The organism is Niabella aurantiaca DSM 17617 (assembly GCF_000374125.1).
GTDB lineage: Bacteria > Bacteroidota > Bacteroidia > Chitinophagales > Chitinophagaceae > Niabella > Niabella aurantiaca.
On sequence record NZ_KB893625.1, the window covers coordinates 973,669 to 1,000,049 of the forward strand.

The window sequence follows — 26,381 nt, forward strand, 5'->3', positions numbered from 1 at the left end:
ACCGGTTCTTAAATCATGATAAAACGGATTGTATTCTTACTGGTAATCGTTGCTGTATGCAGCCGCGCTTTGGCAAATGCTCCCGATTCGGTCTGGCTTTTTGCCTACGCAAAACTGCAACAGGAAGGAAGGGACGGGCTGCATTTTGCCTGGAGCAACGACGGGCAAAGCTGGCATGCCATTGGCCCGGAGTTCGGTTTTTTAAAGTCGGACTATGGGCGCTGGGGCAGCGAAAAGCGCATGTTTCAACCGGTGCTGTTTCCCGGTACAGGAGGAACCTGGCATTGTGTATGGAACCTTACGGGCGATGCCGGACCGGTTGCCTGTACGGCTTCGCAGGACCTGGTGCGTTGGATGCCTCAATCTTATTATCCGGATCTGAAAGCGGTACCGTCTGTATCTGTACAGCAGGTGACGGCAGCAAGGCAGCAGCAGGCAGCGGCGCTGATACTGGGTGTGCCACAAAAGGGAAGCCGGCTTAAAGTGTCCTGGACCCTGGTGGATGGCTTGCTGAAAAAAGAACAGCTTACAGGGTACCGGAACCAGCTCTGGGGCGAAACTACCCGCGAAGACAGCATGCGGTTTGCGGCGCTGAAACCGGTAACGGTATCTATCCATCCGGAAATGGCCCGTTCAAAGAAGATCAGCAACCTGCTGATGGGCGTATTCTTTGAAGACATCAACTATGCGGCAGATGGCGGTCTCTATGCCGAGCTGGTGCAGAACCGGGGATTTGAATATGATCCCGCTGATAAAGAAAACCGCGATCCGGAATGGAATGCTAAAAAAGCCTGGAGCGTTTCCGGGAAGGGGCTGGAATTTACCATTGCTTCAGTTGACCCGATCCATTCCAACAATAAGCATTATGCAGTACTGCGTACGGATGGCTCCGGCGGCACGCTGATGAATGAAGGCTTTGATGGCATGGCTGTAAAAGCGGGCGAGCGGTATGATCTTTCCCTGTTCGCCCGGTCGCTTTCCGGAAAAAACAGTAAGCTCGCCGTGCGGTTGAAAACAAAAGATGGTACGGTGATCGCAGCTTCCGTGATCAACGGGTTAACACCGGTTTGGAAAAAGCAAAGCCTGGCGCTGGTGGCAACGAAAACCGTAACCGATGCCAGACTGGAACTCATTCCGCAGGCGGAAGGTGCCCTTGCGCTGGATATGATCTCATTGTTTCCGCGTAACACGTTTAAAGGCCGTAAGAACGGGCTGCGTGCAGACCTGGCGCAGCATATTGCAGACCTGCATCCCCGGTTTATCCGGTTCCCGGGCGGTTGTGTGGCGCATGGTGATGGCATCGAAAATATCTATAACTGGAAAAATACGATCGGTCCCCTGGAGGCCCGGAAACCACAACGCAATTTATGGGGCTATCATCAAAGCATGGGGCTTGGTTATTTTGAATACTTCCGGTTTTGTGAAGACATCGGCGCCGAACCGGTTCCCGTAGTGGCGGCCGGTGTGCCCTGCCAGAATTCGGCGCAGCACGGGCATCCGTTGGGTGGACAGCAATGCGGCATCCCGCTAAAAGACATGGACCGTTACATACAGGATGTGCTGGACCTGGTGGAATGGGCCAACGGCGATGTGCATACCCAATGGGGGAGGCAGCGTGCTGCCGCCGGTCATCCGGAGCCCTTTCATTTAAAGTATATCGGGATCGGTAATGAAGACCTGATATCGGATGTATTTACAGAGCGGTTCACCATGATCTATAATGCAGTGAAGAAGAAATATCCGGATATTACCGTGATCGGTACCGTGGGACCTTTCTTTGAGGGGTCGGATTATGAGGCAGGCTGGAAGCTGGCGTCCCGGCTGCAGGTGCCCATGGTGGACGAGCATTACTATGTGCCGCCGGGCTGGTTTATTTATAACCAGGATTTTTATGACCGGTATGATCGCAACGGTCCCGGGGTATATGTTGGCGAATACGCAGCCCATTTGCCCGGCAGGCCCAATAACCTCGAAACGGCGCTGGCAGAAGCCATACATCTTACGGGACTGGAGCGCAACGGCGATGTGGTCCGCATGTCGTCGTATGCCCCGCTGCTCGCAAAAGAAGGGCATACCCAATGGAACCCGGATCTCATTTATTTTAATAACAGCATGGTAAAACCTACCACCGGCTATTATGTGCAGCAGCTGTTCGGAAGAAATGCGGGGGATGTATACATTCCCGCTACCGTGCATTATTCCGATAACAACAAAAAGGTACAAAACCGCATTGCCTGGTCGCTGGTACGGGACTCCGCGAGTCGCGACCTGGTCTTAAAACTGGTGAACCTGTTGCCGGCAAGCGTTAATGTAGCGGCTGATCTGCAGGCCTTCCGGCTGGCGCCAATGGCAACGAAAACAGTAATGCAGGGTAACCCTGCCAGTAAAGAAGTGCTTCCTGTAACTACCACCATCCCGCTCAGGGAAGTGGAAGCCCTGACCCTGGCACCCTATTCGCTGACCGTGGTCCGGATACCGCAGCAATAGTCCGTTCCATGCGGGCAATTGCCGGAGTTCCTCCCCAATAATGCCGTAGCGCCAATGTCACCCTTGTGGCTGTGTGCGGGGTTTGTAATAATTGATGGACTTTTGATACAGCGCTATAAGTTCGGCCCATACATGGATGGCAATGGCCTTTTTGTAAACGTTCTCATAATCTTGCGCAGACCTCCAGGTCTGTACAGGAGTGTTGCTTAGCCTCAGGTTGTTTTGATATCCGGCTCGGGGTATGGAAATTCATGCAGGCCATGAGCGCCCGCGAAAAGCACGACTGAGTGCAGCATATACAGGTACTGATTGCGGTGCAGGAAATGTACCTTGCTGGCACTCAACCCATTATTTGTGCATTAAAGCCCGGATTATATCGGTTTTTTGTACGGTTCTTTCTCAATTATTGCGGCTTTGATTTTTTCTCTTAAATAATTTCTAAAGTCAATCTCTCCCTCTATTACTTTGACAAACTCTTCAAGATCAAACATGACCATTAGTGCGCTCTTTACCAATGCCTCTTTGGCAGCAGTTATTCCAGAAGCCGAATATCCCGAGGCCGAAATAAAAATACCATGAGCGTTGGTTCTGTGATAAATTCTTCCTAAATGTGAAAAAATATCATCGCTTCCTATGGAATCCTTCTTCCATTTCATTTCCACCAAAAAAATCTGATTGTCAATTTCAATTACTCCGTCTAGTTGTTCAATTATTCCGTCTCCAGGCTCTCCCAATCGTTTGAAATCATCCTTTATTAAAATCTCAAATACTTTGAAATATCCATTTAACACGAATTCTAATTTTTTTCCCCGTTTTTGAGCATTGTTTTCGTTAAAGAGAGAGAATAATTCATTTTTTATTTTGCTTAATTGTTCTGTTTTTTTTTGAATTTCTTCTATTTTCTTATGATGCTCTTTTCTCCTGAGATTTTGTTCATTTTCTCTTTCTTGTTTCATTCTTGTAAAAGAATCTTTTACATTAATCACTTTTTGGATTTCAGAAACAAGTCCTTTAGCCTTCAATTGATCGCTTTCCCAACAAGTGGAAAAAGCCTCAAATTCTGTTATTCGTTTGAGTATTTCTCTTCGTTGACGTAAGTATTTATCACTGTTTTGGTTAATTCTTTCAAGGATGACTCGGCAAATTTCATACTTTGATATTGCTTCAGGGTTTGATAAAACTTTAGCTGTTATATCACTATAAAGAGCTTCCTCTACACCAGCCCCATTGAAGAATGTTAAAACGGATTTTTTTGATCTATTAAGCAATGGAATAGTTTGAACAACTAAGTCAAATAAGTCAGGTGGGTAGTGATAAATATCATTCATTAGCGATTGGTTTTTCTTTTGATACTAATAATGAAGCAACTCAATACTTTGAGAGTAGCATGAGAGCCGTTTTTTCTTGAATCCTTGTGTCGGTATGACTTTTTCTAAGCATTGGCTTAATGTTTTTTTCTTTTAGAAAGTTCATACTGTTCGGCGTTTAAGGCCTTTGACTTATTTTCTCCTTGAATTAAGTATTTTGAAATTAGGGGGTGTAGGCTTAAATATTTTGTTCCTTTTCTGTAACTGATATTCTAATTTTTGAAACTCTCTCAGAGCTGCTATATCTATTGTCCCCGTAATCAATGAAACATTGTTTCCGCCCTTTATTTTTAAAATATCCTTTCTATACGTTTCCGCCGGCTGCGTAATCCTGCTGTCTCCATAATGTGAGGAGTTGACTTGAACAACATAACTATGTATATCTCGGGCAACTGATTCAATAATATTGGAAAAGTAGTTTACATCAGGATTGTGTTCTACTGTAGCAATAAAGTCAACGTGACCTCGAAATATTGCCCTTTTGCGGATGTCGGCCAGTTCAAAGCAATTAAATATGCTAAAGTGTATGTCATTCCATACATATAATCTTAATTGTTCATTTTCCATTTCTTTGAAAGGTATCTTTATTTTTCGGCCCTGTATTTCTTCAATTTCTTCAGGAGAGTAGTCCTTTTTTAGTCTAAAATCAATTAACGCATTCTGATATCTGTTGTAAGTAAATGGTAGTATTGTGGCGACATAGTTTAGCGCAAATCCTTCATTATTTACTATATGCTCTACTCCACAGCAAATCGCTATATTGTTTCGTTTGGAAAAAGACGCTAACATAGGAAGCCATTGAAACGGAATAGAAATCTCTGGGAAAATAATAATATCACACTTTTGAGTATGCAATGATTCATTAAGTAATTGATTGATTTCATCTAATCGTCTAAAGGAAAGGTTGGGTTTGCCCAGTAAAGAAGATTTGGAATTTTCAAAATCAATAACTGCATTAACCAACCCGATCTTTAATTTGTCCTTGACTTTGCCTGCTTTAATTTCTATCTTTTTCCCTTCATATTTTCTATCATTGACTTTTGCAAAAGGTTCTTCTTTTGGGTAAAATTTTCGATATGCATTTTCCGCATTTTGTGATAACTTATTCATGTCGATATATTTTCCGAATAAATAGTTATACTGGCTACTAAAATATTTCTTATTTAGTTCGCTTGGTTTAAACCAACTTTTCATTCCATAAAATAAGCATACTTCATGATAGTGAATGAAACGCGGGGAGTACTCGATTTTTCTTTTTGAAAAAGCAAATTTTGTTTTATCTGGTTTAAGTTGCTTGTTTAGGTAGTTGAACCCCTCCTCTTGCACGCAATAATTCAGTAATGGATAGTAGAGATAGTTGTGTCTGAAAAGGTTCGAACCAATTAAAGCCTTAGCTTGCTTTAGAACCAGCTCTATAGTAATGAACTCAAAGAAAAACGTGGTTACATTACTATAGCGGCTGTCTCGTAAACTGTCTATTATTGCATCATTAAAGAATGCGATATTTAGCGATGCTGCCATAGAGAAGCAATTGGTTAAATGGGTTAGCAGGCTTGCTTGAATATCCATGTATTCTGGTGCAGTAATTTTGCGTTCTCTGATTTTGATTCTAAAAATGTTTTCTATCTGATCTTTTGCAAATTTTATTAACTCGTCTTTCGCTGCGTTAACCACATAGAATGTAAATACTTTTTCCCAAAGTGCATTTAATTCTAAACTTCGTTTTCCTGAAAAAAAAGTAACAATCTTATCGTTAATTTCTTCAAATCGTTCTTTGGATAGTTTTTCGGCGGCTACTGTTGTTGAAATAAGTTTTGCAAGATGCTTAGATGCTCCTAATTTATCAGCATTAAACCCATCTATTGATCTAAGTTTATTAACAGTGTCGGAATAGGAGATTTTGTAAGAAGCATTCTCAAAACTTTCGAAAATATTCTTCGATTCAGGTTGGAATTTAAACTCGCTGCTGTTCTTTTTAATCTCCTTTTCAAACTCGTCTAGTAAATTGGCGCTTTCGCTTGCTAATAAGTGGTATAACTTTACCTTTTTTATCTGAAAGGGTAAGGCATTTTTTCCTATTTTAATATGGTATTCTGCATTAGCTCCATTTTTCTCTACAGCGACACCAGGATCTCTTCCCCAGATCCCATTATCAACCAGGAATTGGTCAATAAATGAGTTGACAGGTGACGGAGACTCCGGAAATATTTTTGGATTTGATACGACAAACATAATGTCATCAACATATCGTCCATAAAATTCGGGTTTTACTTTTTGAGTTATAGCATCATCAAAGTCCTTCAAATAATAATTAGCGAGTATGTTAGAAGATATTAGGCCAATCGGTATTATTCGTTTACCTTTCTGTTCTATTAAGTTTTCATCTTCTAGTAATTTTGAAAATGCTATATGAACTCCCTGAAGAAAATTATTGAGCCAATTAAATTCGGGATCAATATCTCTTATGCTGGCAAAATCAAGGTCAATAGAGTTGTAGTAGCTTTTTAAGTCTAAGCTTAAAATAGCTACATCAAGATTGAGTTGATGTAGCCCCTTTGCTTTTTTTATAGCATCATCGCGCCAGTTATTATAGCTAATAAAGTATTTTCTAAAAAGTTTGATTGAATTTTCTTCGAATTGATTATCATAATTCCTCAGCAATCTGTTGCCATAACAAGGGAAACTTAGTTTTTCGTCGAGTTTGTGTCCGATTTTCATAATCCATAAAATCGAGACAATATGGATTTCAATGGGACACAAAATGAATGGTGTTTCTTTTTCTATTACATATTCCCGAAGCTTATTGGCATTAGAGAAGTAAAATGCTTCATCTGCTAATAGCCCTTTATTGTCTTCAAAGTTTTTGGGCATCAAAGATGCTCTTATTGATTTATAATGCCTAAATATTCCCGTTTGGGGATTTTGTGCATAGGCGTTGATTTCATCTACCAACTTTTCCAACTTTTTAGCGATGTTTGGCCCTTCATATTCAGCAAGCGAAATACGCAATGGCAAAGAAAAATTTTCATGATACACATAGGATTTCAACTTCTTGTAGGCAGTTTTTACCTCAGTAATATTAGTTAAGGTCATACTTGAAATTATTGATTAAAAAAAGCCACTCAGGCAGTGGCTTGATTTGTGATAAAGATAATTGATAAATAATTTATTTTTTTTCTATTAATTTCTTTAACTCGACCATCATCTCATCCTTCTCCTTCAGCATCCTTTCATATAATGCCATCTTTTCCTCATGAAGTTTTAATACGGCGTCAACAGGGTTAAAAACGGGGTTGTGTTGAACAACAGCAGCTCCATCATGAAAGGTACTTGAAATGACAGTGATCGCCTGTTCCTCGTCAAAATTCTGAAATGCCTCAACCGGTATTTTCAACACAGCGGAAATTTGTTGCAGCAGGGGCGTATCAATCGTTTCTTTGGCTTCCAGCAGGGATATTTTCTTTTGGTTCCAGTCATCGCCCAGTTCATAAGCCAGGGTTTCCTGTTTAATGCCCAGCATTTCGCGAAAGCGCTTTACATTCCGGCCTTCGTGTATCTTTTTCTCCATAATTGCTGTATTTATCAATGGTTCAAATTTAGGGCTTTATAAGCAGTCAGCCACTGGTATAAAGATAGCTAAAATATCCCGCAAGCGGTATAAAATATCCGGTAGATAACTTGCATATCCCTGGGTGGTGGAGGTACTTTGTGCTGTTCTTATGACTCAAAAACACTAAAACCAACGCAATGAAAAACAAGGATCCCTTTTGCATGCGGGGCTGGGGCAGGGAAGGCATTACAGACCCCATCGAAGTATTTGCTGAAATTTTTTCTTATATGGATATGGGCGGCTGGCGAAGGCTCATAACAAAAATGGCAGCACATGCATTGTCCGGCAACATATACCGCCGGCGCGCGCCCGGCGATGTATTGGTGGATATGAAAGTAGTACGGTCTGCACTGATGGCGGCACAGGCGCTGCAAGGCGCCACCGGTAAGGATAGGGCCGTTATCCGGCAGGATCTGTGCTATCCGGGGCCGTATGGCGCGGGCAAAGACCAACGCCGGTACTGGGACGAATTTCCGCGCAACCTGTCGTTTAAAGAGTATGCCCATCCCTACCGAGTATTTAAAAAACGGTTCCGGAAGCGCCCGCTCAGCCATTGGATCAGCGATTGGGAGCAACTGGCAGCCGCCGCACTGAGTCCCTGCAACCTGGACGGAGAACGGTTGGTACTGCGCACCAGCACCGGCTTATTAAAACTGCTGGAAGCCGCACATGTAGCATGGACGCGGGATGGCGGTGGCGGGTTTGCAAAACAGCATGCCACCCGGCAACCCGAAGGGCAAACGAAACCGGCACCCACTTCTTAACCCTCATAAAACAACCATTATGGCCATTATTGCAACCATGAAAAACAGTGCGGTCCTTCCAAAACAGCGCCGCTTAAAAGTGTATGAAAAGATCATGATCTACAATGCCGGGTATCTGCGCAGCACCGTATCCCGTATCCCGGAAATACGGTTGATGGGCAAATGGCTGGCGGATGGCGGCTTTATGTCGGGCGATGCAATACGGGTTTCCGTAGAAGCCGGTAAGCTGGTGATTACGCGGGATGCGGATGGGGAGGAGGGGATGGAAGCCTCGGCGGGCTGACCAAAGGCCTGCTTTGTCCTGCCGGGGCATTTGCATAGCAAAATTAGCAGGGTGATGACATCATACTTTCGTCACCCTGAGCGCAACAAAGTGAAGCCGAAGGGGCTCCCGGTTTTCGGGCGTCCGGTATCACAGGGGTGCTTCGGCTGCGCTCAGCAGGACGGTAGTATAATTGATATCTAATTTACAGCGGATATGAGAGGTTGATCAATCCATTACGTTTCTTTTTCCACTTTTTCTTGGCAAAAAGTGGAGTAAAAGCCAAGGTTAAACGAATGCTCCGCCGTTTAACCGGCCACGCACTGCACATCCGGATCGAAAAGTAACGTTACTACTTTTTCTGAAGAGGTTTGGTTGAAGAACCTGCTGCCTGCTTGTTGTACAGCATTACTGCGCTGCTTTTTTACGGTAAGGCTTTTCTTTTGAACGTACATCCGCCACGTAAAAAAGAGGCGCTGCGTCACTTATTGATTGTTGTAGTTTCTATTTCAAGGTAATTATAGAAAAAGCCCACCCGATGAAAGTAAAACAAAAAGCGGAACGTACGCTTGCTTAGAAGGTAGTCCGCCGGGCAGTGAAAAGGGAAAACAAGCGGAATGGCGGCGGCGGATGGCGCAGGCAAGTGTATGGCCCGTCGCCAAAGCCTGTAGCGCCGGTTTCCCTGGTCCCACCTCCCGGCGAAGAACAAACAGGCGGGATTCACCTCCTGGCGGACGAGATTTTTGCTCCACTTTTCATCGCTGGAAAAGTGGAAATAAAAGATATACGACCTTGAAATATTCCGGCTTTTCAGGAACGAGTGGCATCGCCGCATTGATTAGGTTCCTCTATCAAAAAATCAGCACGGCAACAGCAGGATTGTACTTCTATACTAACATCATCGTCATTGACAGGCCAATGGCATGCACTGCTTTCGTCACCCTGAGCGCAACAAAGTGAAGCCGNAGGGTCTCCNGGTTTTCGGGCGTCCGGTATCACAGNGGTGCTTCGGCTGCGCTCAACACGATGGCAGTAAGATTGATCTTCTATACCTGGCATAATGGGTCATCAGCAGGGTAATGAAAGATTATTCTTTCGTCACCTCGAGCGCAACAAAGTGAAGCCGAAGGGTCTCCCGGTTTTCGGGCGTCCGGTATCACAGGGATGCTTCGGCTGCGCTATGCTCCGCTCAGCACGACGCTTGTATAATCCTTTTGTCAAGTTGAGTATTTGATAGTGAAACCTAATCAATGTGGCAATGACATCATATCCTTTCGTCACCCTGAGCGAAACAAAGTGGAGCCGAAGGGTCTCCCGATCTTCGGACAGTCCGGTATTTCAGGGATGCTTCGGCTGCGCTATGCTCCGCTCAGCAGGACGGTAGTGTGATTGTTCTTCTATACCTGACGTGATCTATCATTGGCAGTATTTGATAAGGAAACCTGGTCAATGCGGCAATGACATCATATGCCTTCCTCCTGATCCCGGTCCGGCAGCATACCCTAACCGATACAGAAAGGATATACGAGCGATACAGCCAGGATACAGCTAGGATATAGAAAGGATACAGAAACGATACAGAAAGGATATACAAAGAGGTCAGGAGTGATCAGGAGGGATCAGTAGGGGTCAGGAGGGATCAGGAGGGATCAAAAAAATAAACCGGCGCATAAAACTGCCAACTTTATAGCTGCAATATAGAAGCGGGGAATATGGATCCGGTTTAAAGAATGAAATGATGAGAAGCGTAGCTATGCCGATGGTGCCACCGGCCGCGCGTGACCGTTCCCGGAATCCGGAGCGCATCACCATAAAGCCTTTTGATGCCGCCCCGTGCTGTTATTCAAAAACGGCGGCTTTAACGCTGTTACTGTAAAGCGGGTATCCACAGGCGGTTCAATGGCCTCTGTACGCCCCAATATGTAGGAACATATGATCGGGGCCGGGTTTAACCGGTATGGGATGGACTGCCGGTCCGCATCTGTTTTGTAATTATTTACTTGTTAATCGTTTATGATCTTCCGAAGCATCCGGCACTGCTTTGTTCTACAACAACTGATGCCGTTTTCGGCCACATCAAAGCAGGAAGCATCGACATATGTTAAACCGGGGCATTGCTTGTCGGAACATTTTTAGTTCTGTAAATGATTGATAAACAGTTTAATTTATTTTTTTATAAAAAAAATTTTGTTCCGAAAAAAATAATATGTATCTATGTATGTACAATTGATTTTTTATTTAACCTTTGCCGGTCATTATGAACAAAAACTTACTGAGCTTGCTGAAGATAAGATGCAGCTATTGCTGTTTTCTTTTGTTACTGGGAAATATAGCTGCCGGCCAGGCTGTTTTCCGGGTCAGCGGTAAGGTGTCGGATACAAAAGGCCAGGCCCTCGCGGGTGTCAACATAATGATCAAGCATACGCAAACGGGAACCGTGTCCAATGCGGAAGGCATCTACACGATCGAGGTCCCGGGAAAAGCCGACACCCTGGTGTTCTCCTATGTGGGGTACGAGACCCGGGAGCTTGCGGTAAACGGAAGGAATACACTGGATATGATACTGCCGGAAGAAAAAAACGACCTGGATGATGTGGTGGTAGTGGCCTATGGCCAGCAAAAAAAAGAAAGTATGGTCAGCTCCATAACCGCCATCAATCCAAAGGAAATAAAAGGGCCTACCAGCAACCTCACCACCATGCTGGCCGGGCGTATTTCCGGGCTGATCTCCTACCAGCGCAGCGGAGAGCCGGGCGCTGATAATGCATCCTTCTTTATCCGGGGGATCACCTCCTTTGGCTCGGGAAAGCTGGACCCGCTGATCCTGATCGACGGGATGGAGTCCAGCACCACCGAGCTGGCCCGCCTGCAGCCGGATGATATCGCCGGGTTCTCGGTTTTAAAAGATGCGGCAGCGGCCTCCCTGTATGGAGCACGGGGTGCCAACGGCGTGATCCTGGTGACCACCAAAACGGGGAAGACCGGCGCCACCAAAATGAATATCCGCTTCGAGAATTCGACCTCATCCAATACCCAGAATTTTAAGCTGGCAGACAACATCACCTATATGCGGCTGTCCAACGAAGCGGCGCTTACCCGCAACCCCCTGGAGCGGCTGCCTTACAGTCAGAATAAGATCGATCATACCCTTGCGGGCGATAACCCCTACCTGTACCCCAGCAACAACTGGATCGATGCGCTGATCAAAAAATATACGAACAACCAGCGGCTGAACATCAACCTCACCGGCGGCAGCCAGAAGGCGCAGTACTATGTGGGCGCCACCATGAACCAGGACAATGGCGTATTGAAGACACAGCAGGGCAGCAATGTGAACAATAACATCCGGTTAAGGAGCTATGAGGTACGCTCCAATGTAAACCTGAAGCTGACGCCCACCACGGAAGCCATTATCCGGACCACGGGCAATTTTGATGATTACAACGGGCCGATCGGCGGTGGCGGCGCCATCTTCAGCAGCGCATTAAATGCCAACCCGGTTTTGTTTCCCGCTATTTTTCCCGCCTCGGATCTGCCAACCGCCAAACATCCGTTGTTCGGGAATGCGGCGCGGGGCTCTAACGGCGATGTATATGGCAACCCGTATGCGGCGATGGTATCCGGTTTTCAACAGTACAATACCTCTACCTTAAACGTACAATTGGAGGTAAAGCAGGACCTGAAATTTGTAACCCCGGGCCTTTCTGCAAGGCTGATGGTCTATACCAAACGCTATTCTTATTTCAGCCTGAACCGGCAATACAACCCGTTCTTCTATGCAGCCAATGCTTCTGTTACCGATCCCGGCGCATATACGCTCAGCCTGCTGAATGAGAAAACGGCCACCGAATACCTGAATTACAATGCGGGACCAAAGATCGTGAACACCACTACCTATGCAGAGGCAGCGGTGAATTATAACCGCACATTTAATAGTGTGCACAATATCGGTGGCTTGCTCATCGGCATTCGTCGGAATTATTTAAACGGGAATGCGGGCGATCTGCAATCATCGCTCCCGTTCCGGAACCAGGGATTGTCCGGAAGATTTACCTATGGGTATGATAACCGCTATTTGTTTGAAGGGAACTTTGGCTATAATGGTTCCGAACGTTTTGCCAAAAATAACCGCTATGGGTTCTTCCCTTCGGTGGGAGTGGCCTGGAACCTGGCCAATGAAAAATTCTTTGAAGACCTGGTACCGGTGGTCTCCAGGCTGAAGCTGCGGGCTACTTACGGACTGGTGGGCAATGACCAGATCGGGAATGCCAATGACCGGTTCTTTTACCTGTCGAACGTAAGCCTGGCTGATGACAATTATAAATATTACTTTGGAGAGAACTATGCTTATTCCCGCCCGGGCATTTCCATTTCCCGCTATCCGAATGACGAGATCACCTGGGAAAAATCAAAAAAAGTAAATATCGGCCTGGACCTGGGGTTGTGGAATGCGCTCAATATAACGGTGGATGCGTATAAGGAGCGGCGCAGCAATATCCTGATGCAGCGGGCCTATATTCCCACTACGATGGGCCTTACCTCCAACGTAAGCGCCAATGTAGGCGTGGCGGAGGGCCTGGGCATTGATGTGGCCATGGATTACAATAGAACCTTTGGACGGTCGTGGCTGCAGGCAAGGGGCACGTTTACCTATGCCGCCAGCGAGCTGCTGGTAAATGAGGAACCGGAGTATCCCGCCAACATGATGTACCTGTCGCGGGTAGGCCAATCGCTGGGGCAGGTGTACGGGCTGGTGGCAGAGCGCCTGTTTGTAGACGACGAGGATGTAAAGAATGCGCCCCGGCAGAATTTTGGGGAAGTAAGGGGCGGTGATATCAAGTACCGCGATCTGAACGGCGATGGTCAGATCACCAACCTGGACATGATCAACGGGCTGGGCTATCCGGTTACGCCGGAGATCATTTACGGCTTTGGCTTTTCTTTCGGGTTTAAGAATTTCGACATCAGTACTTTTTTCCAGGGCTCGGCAAGATCCTCGTTGTTTATAGATCCCGCGGCGATATCGCCGTTTGTGGCCGACGGCCCCAACCAGCACGGCCTGCTGAAAGTGATCGCCGATGATCACTGGTCGGAGGATGACCGGAACCTGTATGCCTTCTGGCCGCGGCTGGGGCTTACACAGAACGAGAACAACAACCAGCCCTCTAACTGGTGGATGCGCAACGGGGCTTTCCTGCGGATGAAGAGCGCCGAGATCGGCTACAATATCGCCGACAAAGGATTGAAAAGATACCGGATCTCCGGGCTGCGCATCTATGCAAACGGCAGCAACCTGTTCCTCATCAGTGCCTTTAAGCTTTGGGACCCCGAGCAGGGTGGCAACGGACTGGGCTACCCGGTGCAGCGCGTATTCAATTTAGGGATCAATGTTCAGTTATAATACTCCAAAATCTACCAATATGCATTCGTTATATCGTTGTTTGCCTTTATTAAAGATTTCAGCGTATCAGCGGTCCGTGTTGCTCCTTTGCTTGCTTATGGCAATGGCGGCATCCTGCCGGAAGGGTTACCTGGATATTGTGCCGGATAATGTGGCAACGCTGGATCACGCGTTCTCCAACCGTATGGAGGCCGAAAAGTATTTGTTTACCTGCTATGCTTATTTACCACAGGAAGGGCACCCGGATAAAAACCCTGCCTTTAGCGGTGGCGACGAGGCCTGGACCTACTGGCCCATGATCGAAGATTTTTTTTACCGCGATCCGTACCATATTGCAAGAGGCGAGCAGAACCGTGCCAACCCGTATATGAACTATTGGGACGGGTATGATGGAAAGCCGCTCTGGCAGGGCATCCGGGCCTGCAATATATTCCTGGAAAGTATTGATAAGGTGGCCGATCTTCAGCCCTACGAAAAAGTACGGTGGGTGGCCGAGGTCAAATTCCTGAAAGCTTATTTTCACTGGTACCTGTTCCGGATGTACGGCCCCATCCCGGTAATGGATACGAACCTGCCCATTGACGCTCCCCCGGCAGCGGTGAAAGTGTACCGGCAGCCGGTGGATTCTGTAGTGAACTATATCGCCGGGCTGATTGATGAAGCGGCCGCCGGCGATGCCAATACCGGTTTGCCATTGAAGATCACCAGCGCGGCTACCGAACTGGGGCGCATTACCAAAGTAGCGGCGCTGGCCATAAAAGCGCGGTTGCTGGTAACGGCGGCCAGTCCCCTGTTCAACGGGAACAATGATTTTTCCGGCCTGAAGAACAATAATGGCGAGGTGTTGTTCAATCCGCAATATGACGCCGGCAAGTGGACAAGGGCCCGGGATGCCTGTAAGGCGGCGATCGACGCGGCAGCAGCTGCCGGTCTGAGGCTGTATTATTTTAACCCGTCGATCATTGATGTGGATCATGCCACCCGGATCGAAATGAATATCCGCAATGCCGTTTGTGAGAAGTGGAACAGCGAGCTGATCTGGGGGCTGACCACGGGTGGCGATCCTACCTTCTGGCTGCAGACCTATGCCTGCCCGCAGCTGGATCCCAACCAGTTTAACATTAACCTGAAAGGCAAGCTGGCACCGCCCATGAAGATGGCCGAGTTGTTTTATACAAAGAACGGCGTACCTATAGAAGAGGATAAGACCTGGGATTATACCAACCGTTTTCATTTGCGCACCGCAACGGCTATGGATACGGGTATCCAGGAAGGCTACCGGACCGTAGGGCTGCATTTTGAGCGGGAGCCGCGGTTCTATGCCGATATGGCGTTTGACGGATCGCGGTGGTTCATGCGGAACGGGAACTACAACATTCAAAGTAAGCTGGGGGAGTATTCCGGCAAGAAGCAAAGCCGGCTGTATTCCGTTACCGGGTACTATACAAAGAAGATCGTGAACTGGAACCTCGTGTACAGCAATACCTCTTTACAGGTGGAATCCTATCCCTGGCCGGTAATGCGCCTCAGCGATCTTTACCTGCTGTATGCAGAAGCGCTGAATGAGTCGGGGAGCTCCGCTGCCGCACTGCCCTACCTGAACCAGATCCGTGCAAGGGCAGGGCTGCCGGCAGTTGAAGAATCCTGGCCGGCCTATTCAACCCGGCCTTCGAAATACCAGTCGGTAGAGGGGCTGCGGGAGATCATCCGGCAGGAGCGCGCTATTGAGATGGCATTTGAAGGCAGCCGGTTCTGGGACCTGCGCCGCTGGAAGACAGCGCCACAGGTGTTGAGTACGGCTGTTTATGGCTGGGACATCCTGCAGGAAAATACGGACGATTATAACCGGAGGGTGCTGCTTTACAATCCGCGGTTCATAGCGCCCCGTGATTATTTCTGGCCCATCCGGGAATATAACCTCCAGATCAATCCGAACCTGGTACAAAACCCGGGATGGTAGCGGCCAATAGAAATGATGCCTGTATAAAAAGTATTGAAATGAAAAAATGTATTTACCATAGTAGCCTTTTCCTGATCCTGCTGTTAGCCGGCGCCTGCAAAAAAGATGTGGCGGGCCCGGCATTGAAAGACGGCGTTGCCCCCGGCCCTGTAAGCGATGTGGCGGTCGAAAACCTGAACGGTGCAGCGCGGATCCGTTATACCTTACCCGGCGATGCGGACCTGTTGTATATAAGAGCCCGGTATGCCACGCGGCAGGGAGTGGTGCGGGAAACAAAAGTAAGTCGTTACAGCCGCAGCGTGCTGGTGGAGGGGTTTGGCGATACCAGCGCCTACCAGGTTTCCCTGTACGCGGTGGATAAAAGTGAGAACAGCTCCCCGGTGCTCGATGTAACGGTGCACCCGCTGGAACCGCCCATCTGGATCGTGCGCAGGCAGTTGGCATTGACGCCCGATTTTGGAGGCATTAACGTAAAATATACCAATCCCGGTGAAAATGACCTGGCCATCGTAGTACTGGCCAATGATTCGCTGGGACAATTTTCACCCGTTACCACCAATTATACCAATCTTAAGGCCGGCGACTTCTCTACCCGGAACATGCCGGATGTGCCCACCCGCTTTGGCGTGTACATCCGCGACCGGTGGGGCAACCTTTCGGATACGCTTACTACCCAGCTTACCCCGCTGTTTGAGGAGCTGCTGGACCGCACCAAAATGAAAGGGCTCACCCTGCCAACCGATGCCCCCCTGGGTTACAGCGGCAGTATTGCCGGGCTTTTTGACGGAAACCCCACCGGGGGCGGCTTCTATCATTCCGGGGATGCAGCCAGGATGCCCCAGTGGTTTACGTATGATATGGGTGTAACGGCCAAGCTGAGCCGGCTGGTATGGTTTATGCGTCCCGGCTTTTATTACACCCTGCACAACCCGAGGGAGGTGGAGATATGGGGGTCCAATGATCCCAACCCCGACGGGAGTTTTGACGATAGCTGGACATTGCTGACCACCTCCGTGCAAACAAAGCCCTCCGGTCTTCCGGAAGGGCAGCTTTCACAGGCAGATATCGATGCTGCACTGGCGGGGCATACGGTGGAGTTCCCGCTCAATACACCCAAGGTCCGCTATATCCGGTTTAAAACATTAAAGAACTGGTCCAACGGCACCTATGTGAATTTTTACCAGATCATGATGTGGGGCGATACCAAGAAATGATCCATTGTTAAAAAGAAAAAACGATACATGAAACCGATAAATCATCTGGCAGTTTTTGGGATACTGGTATTGGCGGTGGCCATGACTTCCTGCACCAAAACCAGCGGCGATGCCTACCGCAGGTACCTGGAGAAGGGGGAGATCACCTACCCGGGGCGTGTGGATACCGTTATTGTGCGGCCCGGGAATAACCGGATACAGCTTTCTGTAGTGCTGGGTAATGACCCGCTGGTAATGCGGCTGCATGTGTACTGGAATAATTTCCAGGACTCGCTGTCGGTTCCCGTGCAGCACACAGCCGGAACCGATACTGTTCAGGTGCTGGTGCCCGGGTTGGATGAAGGCAACTACAATTTTGCATTGTACACCTATGATGCAACGGACCATCAATCGGTGGTGGTCAATGCTTTTGGTGTGGCTTACGGGCAAAGCTATAGCAGCTCGCTGGTAAACCGTACGCTCAGATCGGTGGAGCAATCGGAGGGGAACGGTATCATACTGAACTGGGGGGAACCCGCAGGCGGGGAATTGGGCATTGATGTGGAGTACACGGGAGCCGGCGGGAGCCTTCAGAAAATTGTTGTGCCGCCAACAGACACCCGCACGGTGCTTCCGGATTACGAGGGACAGACGGCGCTTACCTACCGCTCAAAATACAAGCCGGATACGACCGCCTTTGAGTTTTTCTACCCGCCGGCTTCCACCATAACGCTGCCCGTATTTGAACGCCGGCTGCCCAAATCAGGATTTAAGGTACTGGAACTGCCAACGGATATACTGGATGGAGGCTATGGCTGGCTGCTGCCCTACCTGTGGGATGAAAAATACGACCCGCCCGGTTTTGCAACCCAATCCGTGATCCCCTGCTGGTTCACCATCGACTGCAGTGCAGCGGCAGCGCTTAGCCGCTTTAAGGTATGGCAGGCCAACGACCGGCTGTATGACCTGGAGAGCGTAAAAACATTTGAGCTGTATGGTAGCAATGCGCCGGCGGCGGATGGCAGCTGGGACAGCTGGACCCGGATCGGTGCTTACGAATCCATAAAGCCCTCCGGGCTTCCGGTTGGTCAAAATACCCCGGAGGATGTTGCCTATGCAAAAGCCGGGGAGGAATTTGCTGTACCGGAAGGAACGGAAAAGTTCCGGTACTACCGGTTTAAATTATTGTCCAACTGGGGCGGGGGCCATTTTATGACCCTGGAAGAAGTAACTTTTTATACACATGACCGGCTGTAGGGAAGCGACCGTAGAAACCGGCGATGCCCCTTCTTTTATTGCTGCATATAAAAAAAACAGGATGCGTTTTCGTTTACAATATTATCGTACGGTGCCGCTTATTTTGCTGCCGGCATTCATTTGTATGGGATTCACCAGGAACGCCTGCGGGGACCCCCGTACCGCCACAGGGAAAGCACCGGCGCTTTCAGCTGCGGGCCTTCCGGACACCATCCGGAAAGACGGGATCACCCTGGTCTTTGCAGACGGGTCGGCCGGTATGGATGTCCGTCAAAAACAGGAGCTGATCCGTACTTTTTTCAGGAACTATCCCTTGTTTATAAAGACCTTTAACCCAAAGGCCGCCCGGACCGTGCATTTTAAAATAGACTCCGGCTACACCGGTGTGGCGTATGCCGATGCAGGGAAAGGATCCGTGTGCTACAGCGCCGGTTATCTGCGCAAGCATCCGCAGGATGTGGATGTGGTCACCCATGAGATCATGCACATCATACAAAACTATCCTTCCGGTCCCGGATGGATCACCGAGGGGATCGCCGATTATGTACGGCATGTATACGGCGTGAACAATGCAGCGGCAGGCTGGGCACTGCGCAGTCCCCGGCCGGAGACATCCTATACAAACGGGTATGGTGATGCCGCGCGCTTTTTTGTATGGCTGGAACTGCGGGTAAAGAAGGGGATCGTTAAAAAGCTGAATGCCGCCATGCGCTCCGGAAGATATACGGACCGGTTCTGGATAAAAGAAACGCATAAGGATATCGACAGCCTGTGGGCTGATTATATGCTGCAGCCGGAGCTTTGATAAAGAGGTAGTTTTGATAACAGGAACCTGCCGGTGCGGAAGAAGTACCCGGCTTCAAATAAATTGGACGAATAAGGATGATTGATTTTTTGAGAACAGGTATGGTATGTTGGCTTGCTGCTTTATGCATGCATGCCGGTGCGCAGCAAAAGCAGCCCATTGACTATGTAGATCCCTTCATCGGGACCTCCAACTCGCGGTGGATGCTGTTTCCGGGGGCAACGATGCCCAACGGGATGGTAAAGCTGAGCCCGGATAACCAGCGCAGTGTGTGGCAGGGTGGGTATGAGTATTCCATCGGCAGCATCCATGGGTTCAGCCATGTGCATGGATGGACCATGGCCGGGCTGCTGACCATGCCGGCCAACGGTGACCTGGCCCTGACGCCCGGCCTGCCCGACGATCCGTTTAAAGGCGCCGGCGCCGGCTACCACTCCCGGTTCAGGCATGAGGATGAAAAAGCCTCGCCGGGCTATTATTCCGTATTCCTGCTTGACCCGCAGGTAAAGGCGGAGCTTACCGCAACCGAGCGTACCGGTGTACAGCGGTATTCTTTTCCGGCAGACAGCTCTAACCGGGTCATGATCCAGCTGAACCTGCCATCGGAATACGGGATCGAACTCAAAGACGCGCAGATCGTAAAAGTGAGCGACAGCGAAGTAGCGGGTTATGCCCGTACGGTTGCCGCGGGCTTTAATGATTATTGCCTGTATTTTGTTATGCAGTTCAGCAAGCCGTTCCGGTCTTTTAACGGGTTTACCGGCCGGGGCGTGCAAACCGGTGATACCGTAACAGCGCAGGATGGCATTGGGGCTTATGTAAGCTTTCCCATGGCCCGGCCGGGGCAGGTGCTCCTTCGTACCGGCATCTCCTTTGTGTCGGCAGCGCAGGCCAGGCTGAACCTGCAGGAGGAATTGAAGGATTTTGGATGGGATTTTGATGCCATTGCCGCGCATAGCCGCAGTGTATGGAGCCGTTTGCTGAGCACCATTATTGTGGCGGGAGGATCAGAGGAAAACAAAACGAAGTTCTACACCAACTTTTACCGTTGCTTTACTGCCAAGATGATCATGAGCGATGTCAATGGCAAATACCGGGATGCCTGCGAGCAGGTGCAGCAGCTGCCGAGGGGGCGCAAGGTGATGATCGGCGGCGATGCGTACTGGAACAGTTTCTGGAACCTGAACCTGCTGTGGAGCCTGAGTACGCCGGATCTGGTGGAACAATTGGTAGATACGCAGTTGGAGCTGTTTGAAAAGACGGGCTGGCTGTCCAAAGGACCGGCGGGCATTGAATACTCCGGTATTATGGAAGGCTCGCACCAGATGGCGCTGATGACCAGCGCTTACCGGAAGGGGATCGTAACCAAAAATGCGAAAACGGCTTATGCGGCCATGAAGAAGCATGTAACGGTAGAGCCACAGCCGCTTTGCGGCGGCAGCCCCGGCAATCCGCAGATATCCGTATATGCGGCAAAAGGGTATATGCCGGTTGAAAAAGGGGTGGCCTCCAAAACGCTGGACTACGCGTATGACGACTGGTGTGTGGCGCAGATGGCGCAGCTGCTGCACAAAGAAAAAGATTATCAGTTCTTCCTGAACCGGTCCGCCAGCTGGAAGCATGCCTTTGATACAACGCTCGGCTATGTGGTGCCCCGGAAGGCAGATGGGAGCTTTATTACCGGCTTTGACCGTTTTTCCGTCAATCATTTTATTGAGGGCAACTCCTGGCAATATTCTTTTTATGTGCCGCATGATGTACCCGGCCTCATCCGCCTCATGGGGCGGGAGCGGTTCTTAAACCGGTTGCAGGAAGGGTTTAAAAAATCAGAATTTCACCGTTTTGCAGCGCATGCCCTGGACCGCACCCAGGGCCAGTCCGCCGAATATTATATCAACCACGGCAACGAGGTAAACATGCAGGCCGCCTATCTTTTTAACTATGCCGGCCGGCCGCAGCTTACGCAGTACTATACCCGCAAAATACTGGATACCTTCTACGATGCCTCGCCTTATGTGGGCTGGAACGGGGATGAGGATGAAGGGCAGATGGGCGCCTGGTTTGTGATCAGTGCGCTGGGATTGTTTGAAATGAACGGTGGTACTGCTGCGGACCAGCGGGTAGATCTTACCAGCCCCCTGTTCCGCGAGGCACGCATCCGCCTGAACAATGCGTACTACAAAGGAAAGGAATTTGTGATCCGGGTGCACAACTATTCGCCGGAGCATATTTATATCCGGTCGGCAGCATTGAATGGCAAAACACTTAAAGGGAATTACATCCGTTTTAACGATATTGTAAACGGGGGACTGCTGGAGTTGCACATGACGGCAACACCCGACCCGCAGCCCTGATCTTTGGAATGATTAAAACCAGGAGTCTAAATAAAATTTATGAAGCGACTATTTTTATTGAACATTGTATTTTTAGTAGCCGCCGCACAGGCGCAGACGGGAAAACTGAATCTTGCATCCTACGCCGGCAGGGTAGCAGGAACCGGTATCAGCAAAAAAGAGCTGGCAGCACAGATACGGGCGGACGGGCGTTTGGATACCGTACAGGCCCGTGCTTTAAGGATATTGACCGGCTTTAATGCCGGCACCGGCTATGGGGAGATCTGGATCCGCGATTTCAATACTTTTATAAAGGGGTCATTAAAAGTGCGGGAACAAAAAGATGTAAAGGACGCGTTGCTCCTGTTCTTTAAGATACAAGGTACAGATGGCAATATACCCGATGGCGCCATTCATAAAAAGCAGGCCAATATCGGGTATCAATACCGTTATTCCAACCTGGCGCCGGACTGGGCCGCCCATAAGAACACGGTAGAAACGGACCAGGAATCCTCCCTGGTGCAGGCCGTAAAAAAATACATCGATGCCACCGGCGATAAAAGCATTTTGCAGGAAAAAATAGGCGGACAAACGGTATTGCAGCGGCTGGAGGCAGCGCTGAACTATGTAATGACGGATCGCTGGTCAAAAGAATATGGCCTGGTAAAAGGGGCCACCACCATCGACTGGGGCGATGTGCAGCCGGAGAAGGGCTGGGGCGTGGCACTGAATGATAAAACAAAATGGGCCATCGATATTTATGATAATGCCATGTTTGTGATAGCCATCAATGATCTTATCGCCATGACACCGGCATCGGGTGCCCTGCATAAAAAATGGGCGGCCACCGCCCGCACCATCCGGAAGAATATCCGCAAACACCTGTGGGATGCCGGAAAGGCGAAGTACCTTCCGCATCTGTATCTGAACGGCAGCCCGTTTTCGAAAGACTTTGATGAACGCAGCATTCTTTATACCGGCGGTACGGCCTGCGCTGTTCTTGCCGGATTGCACAGCAAAGCAGAGCTCCGGAAGATCAACGACCAGTTTTTACGGGCGGCGGAAAAAGAAAAATTTGCTACCATCGGCATGACGGTGTACCCGCCGTACCCGGTGGAAGAATTTCCCAATATGGCGGCCTATAACTACCAGAATGCGGGCGACTGGACCTGGTTTGGCGGAAGGATGATCCAGGCACTGGCGGCAAATGGTATGGTATTGGAGGCCTATGCGGAGATGAGCCCGATGATCGACCGGGTATTGCAGAACAAGGGTTTTTATGAATGGTACAATGTGCGCAACGGAAAAGCATCCGGTTCCGGCGATTTCAGGGGTGAGGCGGGGGTGTTGTATGATGCCATTGAGGTGTTGAGGAGCTGGGCGGGGAGGAAGTGAATGGGGAATGGGGAATGGTGAATAGTGAATAGGGAATAGGGAATGGGCAGTATATATTGACCGCATCCATGATCCCGGGGAAAGATCGGTGTTTCAATTGCTGATGGGGGTACTGCAGTTGAAGTGTGCGACGCAAGCAAAGCGGATAGCAGTGCAAAAGATGGTAACCCAATAAACGTATTTAATGAAGCCCGACACCTGAATCCGTGGCCTTCTGTATTCTGTTTGAGGGCAGGAGGCATCGCCCCGACAAACCATCAATCGCGAACTTCAGTTCGCAGTACAGGAGGATGACACGGAGGAGAGAGTCATCGGTACGGACCATTAGTTGACAGCCATAGTGTCCGCACGAACCACCTGGTCGTATTTGTTGAAGCGTTTGAATATAAATGATCTTATGAATAAAAATATTTTTCTGAAAACGTTACCGGCCGTTTGCTTTGCAGCAACGACGCTCTTTTGCAGCGCCCAGGACCGGGTGATCTGGAGCATTGGTAAAAAAGACAACAGCGCTGCGGAGTTTGCACTGGCACCCGGCCGCTACCAGGATTTTTTAAAAGAAGATTTTGGATGGGAGAACCGGCAGTACATCGTTGGCCGCTCCGATCCACGTAAAGACTGGCCCTATGTATTGCCTGGTCCGGCCGATGCCTGGGGCGGCACCAGCCCAACGGCCGGCATCCGCACACAGGTGCTGAATGTATTGTTTGATCTGAAAACGGTAGATGCAACACATGGCAGCACGCTCATTGTGGATGTATTGCATACCCATTTTAAACTGCCGCCCTATTTTAAAGTAACCGTGAACCAGCGCTCCTTCACCTTCCGCCTGCCAAAGGGAAGCAATGAAGCGGCACTGAGCGGCGATAACCGGGATGCGCTGAATCATGTCATCAGCATTCCGCTGACCGCAGCCGATCTGAAAGCGGGCGTAAATGAACTGCGGCTAACCAGCCTGGAAGGCTCCTGGCTGGTATTTGATGACCTGCGTATGGAGGGTGGAGGCACTACGCAACTGAACCCCGTGCATGCGGCTGCGCTGATCCGTGATGTAAAAGCTGCCCCCTGGCAATTGAATGCTGCTGTGCAACCGTTGCTGGTTGATGTGGCCCATACGGATGACCGGCCGGCGCTGGTTGTAAAGCTGGATGGTAAAACGATCCTTAATAAAAAAGCAGCACAGGGGCCTGCGATCATCGAAGCCCCGATGCCGGCTGTAACAAAAACGGTTAACAGTGTCTATACGGTTTTTGCAGATGGCAAACCCGTTGCTTCCGGTTCCGTTATGCGTGGACCGCAGCCGCTGGTGCAGCCATCGGATTATGTAAATACCTTCCTGGGTACGGCGCACTCCCGGTGGATGATCGCCCCGGGGCCCTGGATACCTTTTAGCATGGTAAAGCTGAGCCCGGATAACCAGGACGCCGGCTGGCAGGCGGGGTACGATCCCATATTTGAAAGCATTGGTACGTTTAGCCATGTGCATGAATGGACCATGGCGGGGCTGGGCATGCTGCCGGTGAACGGCCCGTTGAAGATAAAAATGGGAGACGCGCCGGCGTTGAAAAATGATAGCACGGGGTACCGGTCGCTGATCAATAAAGCCACGGAGGAAGCGCCGCTGGGTTATTATAAAGCCGACCTTACCAGCTATAACATCAAAGCGGAACTGACGTCCACCACCCGTTGCAGTTTTCAGCGGTATACTTATCCGCAGCAACAGGATGGAAGGGTAATGATCGACCTGAAGGTACCGGCCGAGTATGATTATAAGATCCTGAAGGCCTCGCTTACGCAGGTGGATGACCATACCATTGAGGGCTATAGTGTACAGCAATCGAAGCGGGTATGGTCTACCGATGCGGACCAGGATTATACCCTGTATTTCCGGATCGAGTTTGACCAGCCCATTAAAAAAATGGGTGGCTGGATCAATGATGCTGTAAGCGGTCAAAATCACCTGGAGGCGGAGCGCCCGGACCGGATGGGTTGCTATGCGGAGTTTGATACCCGCCGGAACCCGGTAGTACAGGTGCGGACAGGTATCTCTTATGTGGATGCGGCTGGTGCCCGAAAAAACCTGCAGCAGGAGATCAGCACCCCCTTTGGATGGAGTTTTGACGCCGTGCGGAAGCACAATATCCAAACCTGGAATGCGCTGCTGGGGCGCATTACCATTACCAGCGACGACAGCCGGGAGAAGATGCGTTTTTATACCAACCTCTACCGCAGTTTTTGCCGGAACACTTTTAGTGATGTGGATGGCCGCTGGGTAGATGCTACCGAAAAGATCCAGCAATTAAAAAAGCCGGGCGATGTAGCGCTGGGTTGTGATGCGTTCTGGAACACCTTCTGGAACCTGAACCAGCTCTGGAACCTGACGGCGCCGGAATGGTCTGCCAGGTGGGTACGCTCGCAGCTGGCCATGTACGATGCCAACGGCTGGCTGGCTAAGGGCCCGGCGGGGATGGAGTATATACCCGTAATGGTAGGCGAACATGAAATACCATTGTTGGTGAGCGCCTACCAGATGGGCATTCGCGACTATGATACGGAAAAATTGTTTAAGGCCGTAGTAAAAACGGCTACTTCAAAGCCGGAGCGCGTAGGCAATGGCCTGGCCGGTAACCGGGATATAGAGGCTTTTTTGAAATACAAGTACGTACCGGCAGACAAGGGCCGGTTTTCCAACACGCTGGAGTATGCCTATGATAACTGGACGGTGGGGCAACTGGCCACAGCCCTGCAAAAGCCGGAAGCTGCTCTTTTTAAAGATCGCGGCAACTGGTGGCAGCATGCTATTGATACGGCCACGGGTTATGCCCGCCTGCGGTACAGCAGCGGTGCATGGGAACAAAATTTTGATCCGTATAAAACAGGCGCCAACCATCATTATGTAGAGGGCAATGCCTGGCAGCTGACCTATTTTGTACCGCAGGATGTGCCGGCGCTTATACATGCCATCGGCAAAGAACGTTTCACCGGCCGCCTTACCAAGGGTTTTGAAGCCAGCGAGCCCTGGCGCTACAATGCCCCCGGCGACCAGTACTGGGATTTTCCGGTGGTGCAGGGCAACCAGCAATCCATGCATTTTGCCTTCCTGTTCAACTGGGCGGGCCAGCCCTGGCAAACACAGCGGTGGAGCCGCTCCATCCTGGACCGGTATTATGGTTATGGCGTGGCAGATGCCTACCTGGGCGATGAGGACCAGGGGCAAATGAGCAGCTGGTTTGTGATGGCCGCGCTGGGCCTGTTCCAGACAGATGGGGGTTGCAGCGTGGTACCGCAATATGAAATTGCCAGCCCGCTGTATAAAAAAGTGGTCATTGACCTGGGTGGACGTTACGGGCGGGGCAAGCAATTTGTGATCAGTGCACCCGCTGCCTCGCATGAAAATAAATACATACAGCGCGCCCGGCTGAATGGGCGGGTATTGAACAGCTTCCGTTTCCCCGCAAGCGAACTGCTGAAAGGCGGCACGCTGGAGCTGGAGATGGGCAGTCAGCCTAATAAGCAGTGGGGTATAGAGCGGTAACCAACTATTGCG

General features: G+C 49.6%; 14 protein-coding genes. 11 read left to right on the plus strand and 3 right to left on the minus strand.

What is annotated here, in order from left to right; all coding sequences use genetic code 11:
- Window positions 1-15: 15 nt before the first annotated feature.
- On the plus strand, window positions 16-2,487 hold the full coding sequence (locus tag B160_RS0104105; RefSeq protein WP_018626605.1) for an alpha-L-arabinofuranosidase C-terminal domain-containing protein: 2,472 nt from the start codon (window positions 16-18) through the stop codon (window positions 2,485-2,487).
- A 371-nt stretch (window positions 2,488-2,858) separates the two neighbouring features.
- Here B160_RS0104105 and B160_RS0104115 read toward each other — a convergent pair whose 3' ends face one another.
- The 3 genes from B160_RS0104115 to B160_RS0104130 all read right to left on the minus strand — a co-directional run bounded on the left by B160_RS0104115 (window position 2,859) and on the right by B160_RS0104130 (window position 7,422).
- Window positions 2,859-3,815, minus strand: coding sequence for a restriction endonuclease (locus tag B160_RS0104115; protein WP_018626607.1), 957 nt, complete (start codon window positions 3,813-3,815; stop codon window positions 2,859-2,861).
- A 171-nt stretch (window positions 3,816-3,986) separates the two neighbouring features.
- Entirely contained in the window at window positions 3,987-6,947 is a 2,961-nt protein-coding gene (locus B160_RS0104125) for an RNA-directed DNA polymerase (protein ID WP_018626609.1), read from the minus strand.
- A gap of 73 nt (window positions 6,948-7,020) precedes the next feature.
- Window positions 7,021-7,422, minus strand: a complete 402-nt coding sequence (locus B160_RS0104130) for a helix-turn-helix domain-containing protein (protein ID WP_026309510.1) — start codon at window positions 7,420-7,422, stop codon at window positions 7,021-7,023.
- Window positions 7,423-7,601: 179 nt separating this feature from the next.
- Here B160_RS0104130 and B160_RS0104135 point away from each other — a divergent pair, with 179 nt between their 5' ends.
- From B160_RS0104135 to B160_RS0104195, 10 genes are all read left to right on the plus strand, one after another.
- Window positions 7,602-8,228, plus strand: a complete 627-nt coding sequence (locus B160_RS0104135; RefSeq protein WP_018626611.1) for a hypothetical protein — start codon at window positions 7,602-7,604, stop codon at window positions 8,226-8,228.
- A gap of 19 nt (window positions 8,229-8,247) precedes the next feature.
- Window positions 8,248-8,511: a SymE family type I addiction module toxin gene (locus B160_RS31520; protein WP_018626612.1), complete on the plus strand. Its 264-nt coding sequence runs from the start codon at window positions 8,248-8,250 to the stop codon at window positions 8,509-8,511.
- A 2,236-nt stretch (window positions 8,512-10,747) separates the two neighbouring features.
- Window positions 10,748-13,891 carry a SusC/RagA family TonB-linked outer membrane protein gene (locus B160_RS0104160; RefSeq protein ID WP_026309511.1) on the plus strand — a complete coding sequence of 1,048 codons (3,144 nt, stop codon included), beginning with the start codon at window positions 10,748-10,750 and terminating at the stop codon, window positions 13,889-13,891.
- Between the two features lie 19 nt (window positions 13,892-13,910).
- A complete protein-coding gene (locus B160_RS0104165) occupies window positions 13,911-15,851 on the plus strand; it encodes a RagB/SusD family nutrient uptake outer membrane protein (RefSeq protein ID WP_051107122.1) in 1,941 nt (646 codons plus the stop codon).
- A 38-nt stretch (window positions 15,852-15,889) separates the two neighbouring features.
- The gene (locus B160_RS0104170) at window positions 15,890-17,065 is read left to right on the plus strand and encodes a DUF5000 domain-containing lipoprotein (protein ID WP_040679313.1); all 1,176 of its coding nucleotides are present in this window, start codon (window positions 15,890-15,892) and stop codon (window positions 17,063-17,065) included.
- A gap of 27 nt (window positions 17,066-17,092) precedes the next feature.
- Window positions 17,093-18,301 carry a DUF4998 domain-containing protein gene (locus tag B160_RS32195; protein ID WP_018626619.1) on the plus strand — a complete coding sequence of 403 codons (1,209 nt, stop codon included), beginning with the start codon at window positions 17,093-17,095 and terminating at the stop codon, window positions 18,299-18,301.
- Window positions 18,302-18,362: 61 nt separating this feature from the next.
- Window positions 18,363-19,106, plus strand: a complete 744-nt coding sequence (locus tag B160_RS28390) for a basic secretory protein-like protein (RefSeq protein ID WP_169539990.1) — start codon at window positions 18,363-18,365, stop codon at window positions 19,104-19,106.
- 101 nt (window positions 19,107-19,207) lie between these two features.
- A complete protein-coding gene (locus tag B160_RS0104185; RefSeq protein ID WP_169539992.1) occupies window positions 19,208-21,460 on the plus strand; it encodes a GH92 family glycosyl hydrolase in 2,253 nt (750 codons plus the stop codon).
- Window positions 21,461-21,499: 39 nt separating this feature from the next.
- Complete coding sequence (locus B160_RS0104190; RefSeq protein WP_157557874.1) at window positions 21,500-22,834, plus strand: glucosidase family protein; 1,335 nt, start codon at window positions 21,500-21,502, stop codon at window positions 22,832-22,834.
- 397 nt (window positions 22,835-23,231) lie between these two features.
- A complete protein-coding gene (locus B160_RS0104195) occupies window positions 23,232-26,369 on the plus strand; it encodes a GH92 family glycosyl hydrolase (protein ID WP_018626623.1) in 3,138 nt (1,045 codons plus the stop codon).
- The last annotated feature ends 12 nt before the right edge of the window (window positions 26,370-26,381 follow it).

Excerpts from the sequence above, each read along its gene's own strand:
- B160_RS0104190 (WP_157557874.1), top strand. The coding sequence starts at position 21,500 with ATGAAGCGACTATTTTTATTGAACATTGTATTTTTAGTAGCCGCCGCA.
- B160_RS0104170 (WP_040679313.1), top strand. The coding sequence starts at position 15,890 with ATGAAAAAATGTATTTACCATAGTAGCCTTTTCCTGATCCTGCTGTTA.
- B160_RS0104135 (WP_018626611.1), top strand. The coding sequence starts at position 7,602 with ATGAAAAACAAGGATCCCTTTTGCATGCGGGGCTGGGGCAGGGAAGGC.
- B160_RS0104105 (WP_018626605.1), top strand. The coding sequence starts at position 16 with ATGATAAAACGGATTGTATTCTTACTGGTAATCGTTGCTGTATGCAGC.
- B160_RS0104185 (WP_169539992.1), top strand. The coding sequence starts at position 19,208 with ATGGTATGTTGGCTTGCTGCTTTATGCATGCATGCCGGTGCGCAGCAA.
- B160_RS0104160 (WP_026309511.1), top strand. The coding sequence starts at position 10,748 with ATGAACAAAAACTTACTGAGCTTGCTGAAGATAAGATGCAGCTATTGC.
- B160_RS0104115 (WP_018626607.1), bottom strand. The coding sequence starts at position 3,815 with ATGAATGATATTTATCACTACCCACCTGACTTATTTGACTTAGTTGTT.
- B160_RS28390 (WP_169539990.1), top strand. The coding sequence starts at position 18,363 with ATGCGTTTTCGTTTACAATATTATCGTACGGTGCCGCTTATTTTGCTG.
- B160_RS0104195 (WP_018626623.1), top strand. The coding sequence starts at position 23,232 with ATGAATAAAAATATTTTTCTGAAAACGTTACCGGCCGTTTGCTTTGCA.
- B160_RS31520 (WP_018626612.1), top strand. The coding sequence starts at position 8,248 with ATGGCCATTATTGCAACCATGAAAAACAGTGCGGTCCTTCCAAAACAG.
- B160_RS0104165 (WP_051107122.1), top strand. The coding sequence starts at position 13,911 with ATGCATTCGTTATATCGTTGTTTGCCTTTATTAAAGATTTCAGCGTAT.
- B160_RS0104130 (WP_026309510.1), bottom strand. The coding sequence starts at position 7,422 with ATGGAGAAAAAGATACACGAAGGCCGGAATGTAAAGCGCTTTCGCGAA.
- B160_RS0104125 (WP_018626609.1), bottom strand. The coding sequence starts at position 6,947 with ATGACCTTAACTAATATTACTGAGGTAAAAACTGCCTACAAGAAGTTG.
- B160_RS32195 (WP_018626619.1), top strand. The coding sequence starts at position 17,093 with ATGAAACCGATAAATCATCTGGCAGTTTTTGGGATACTGGTATTGGCG.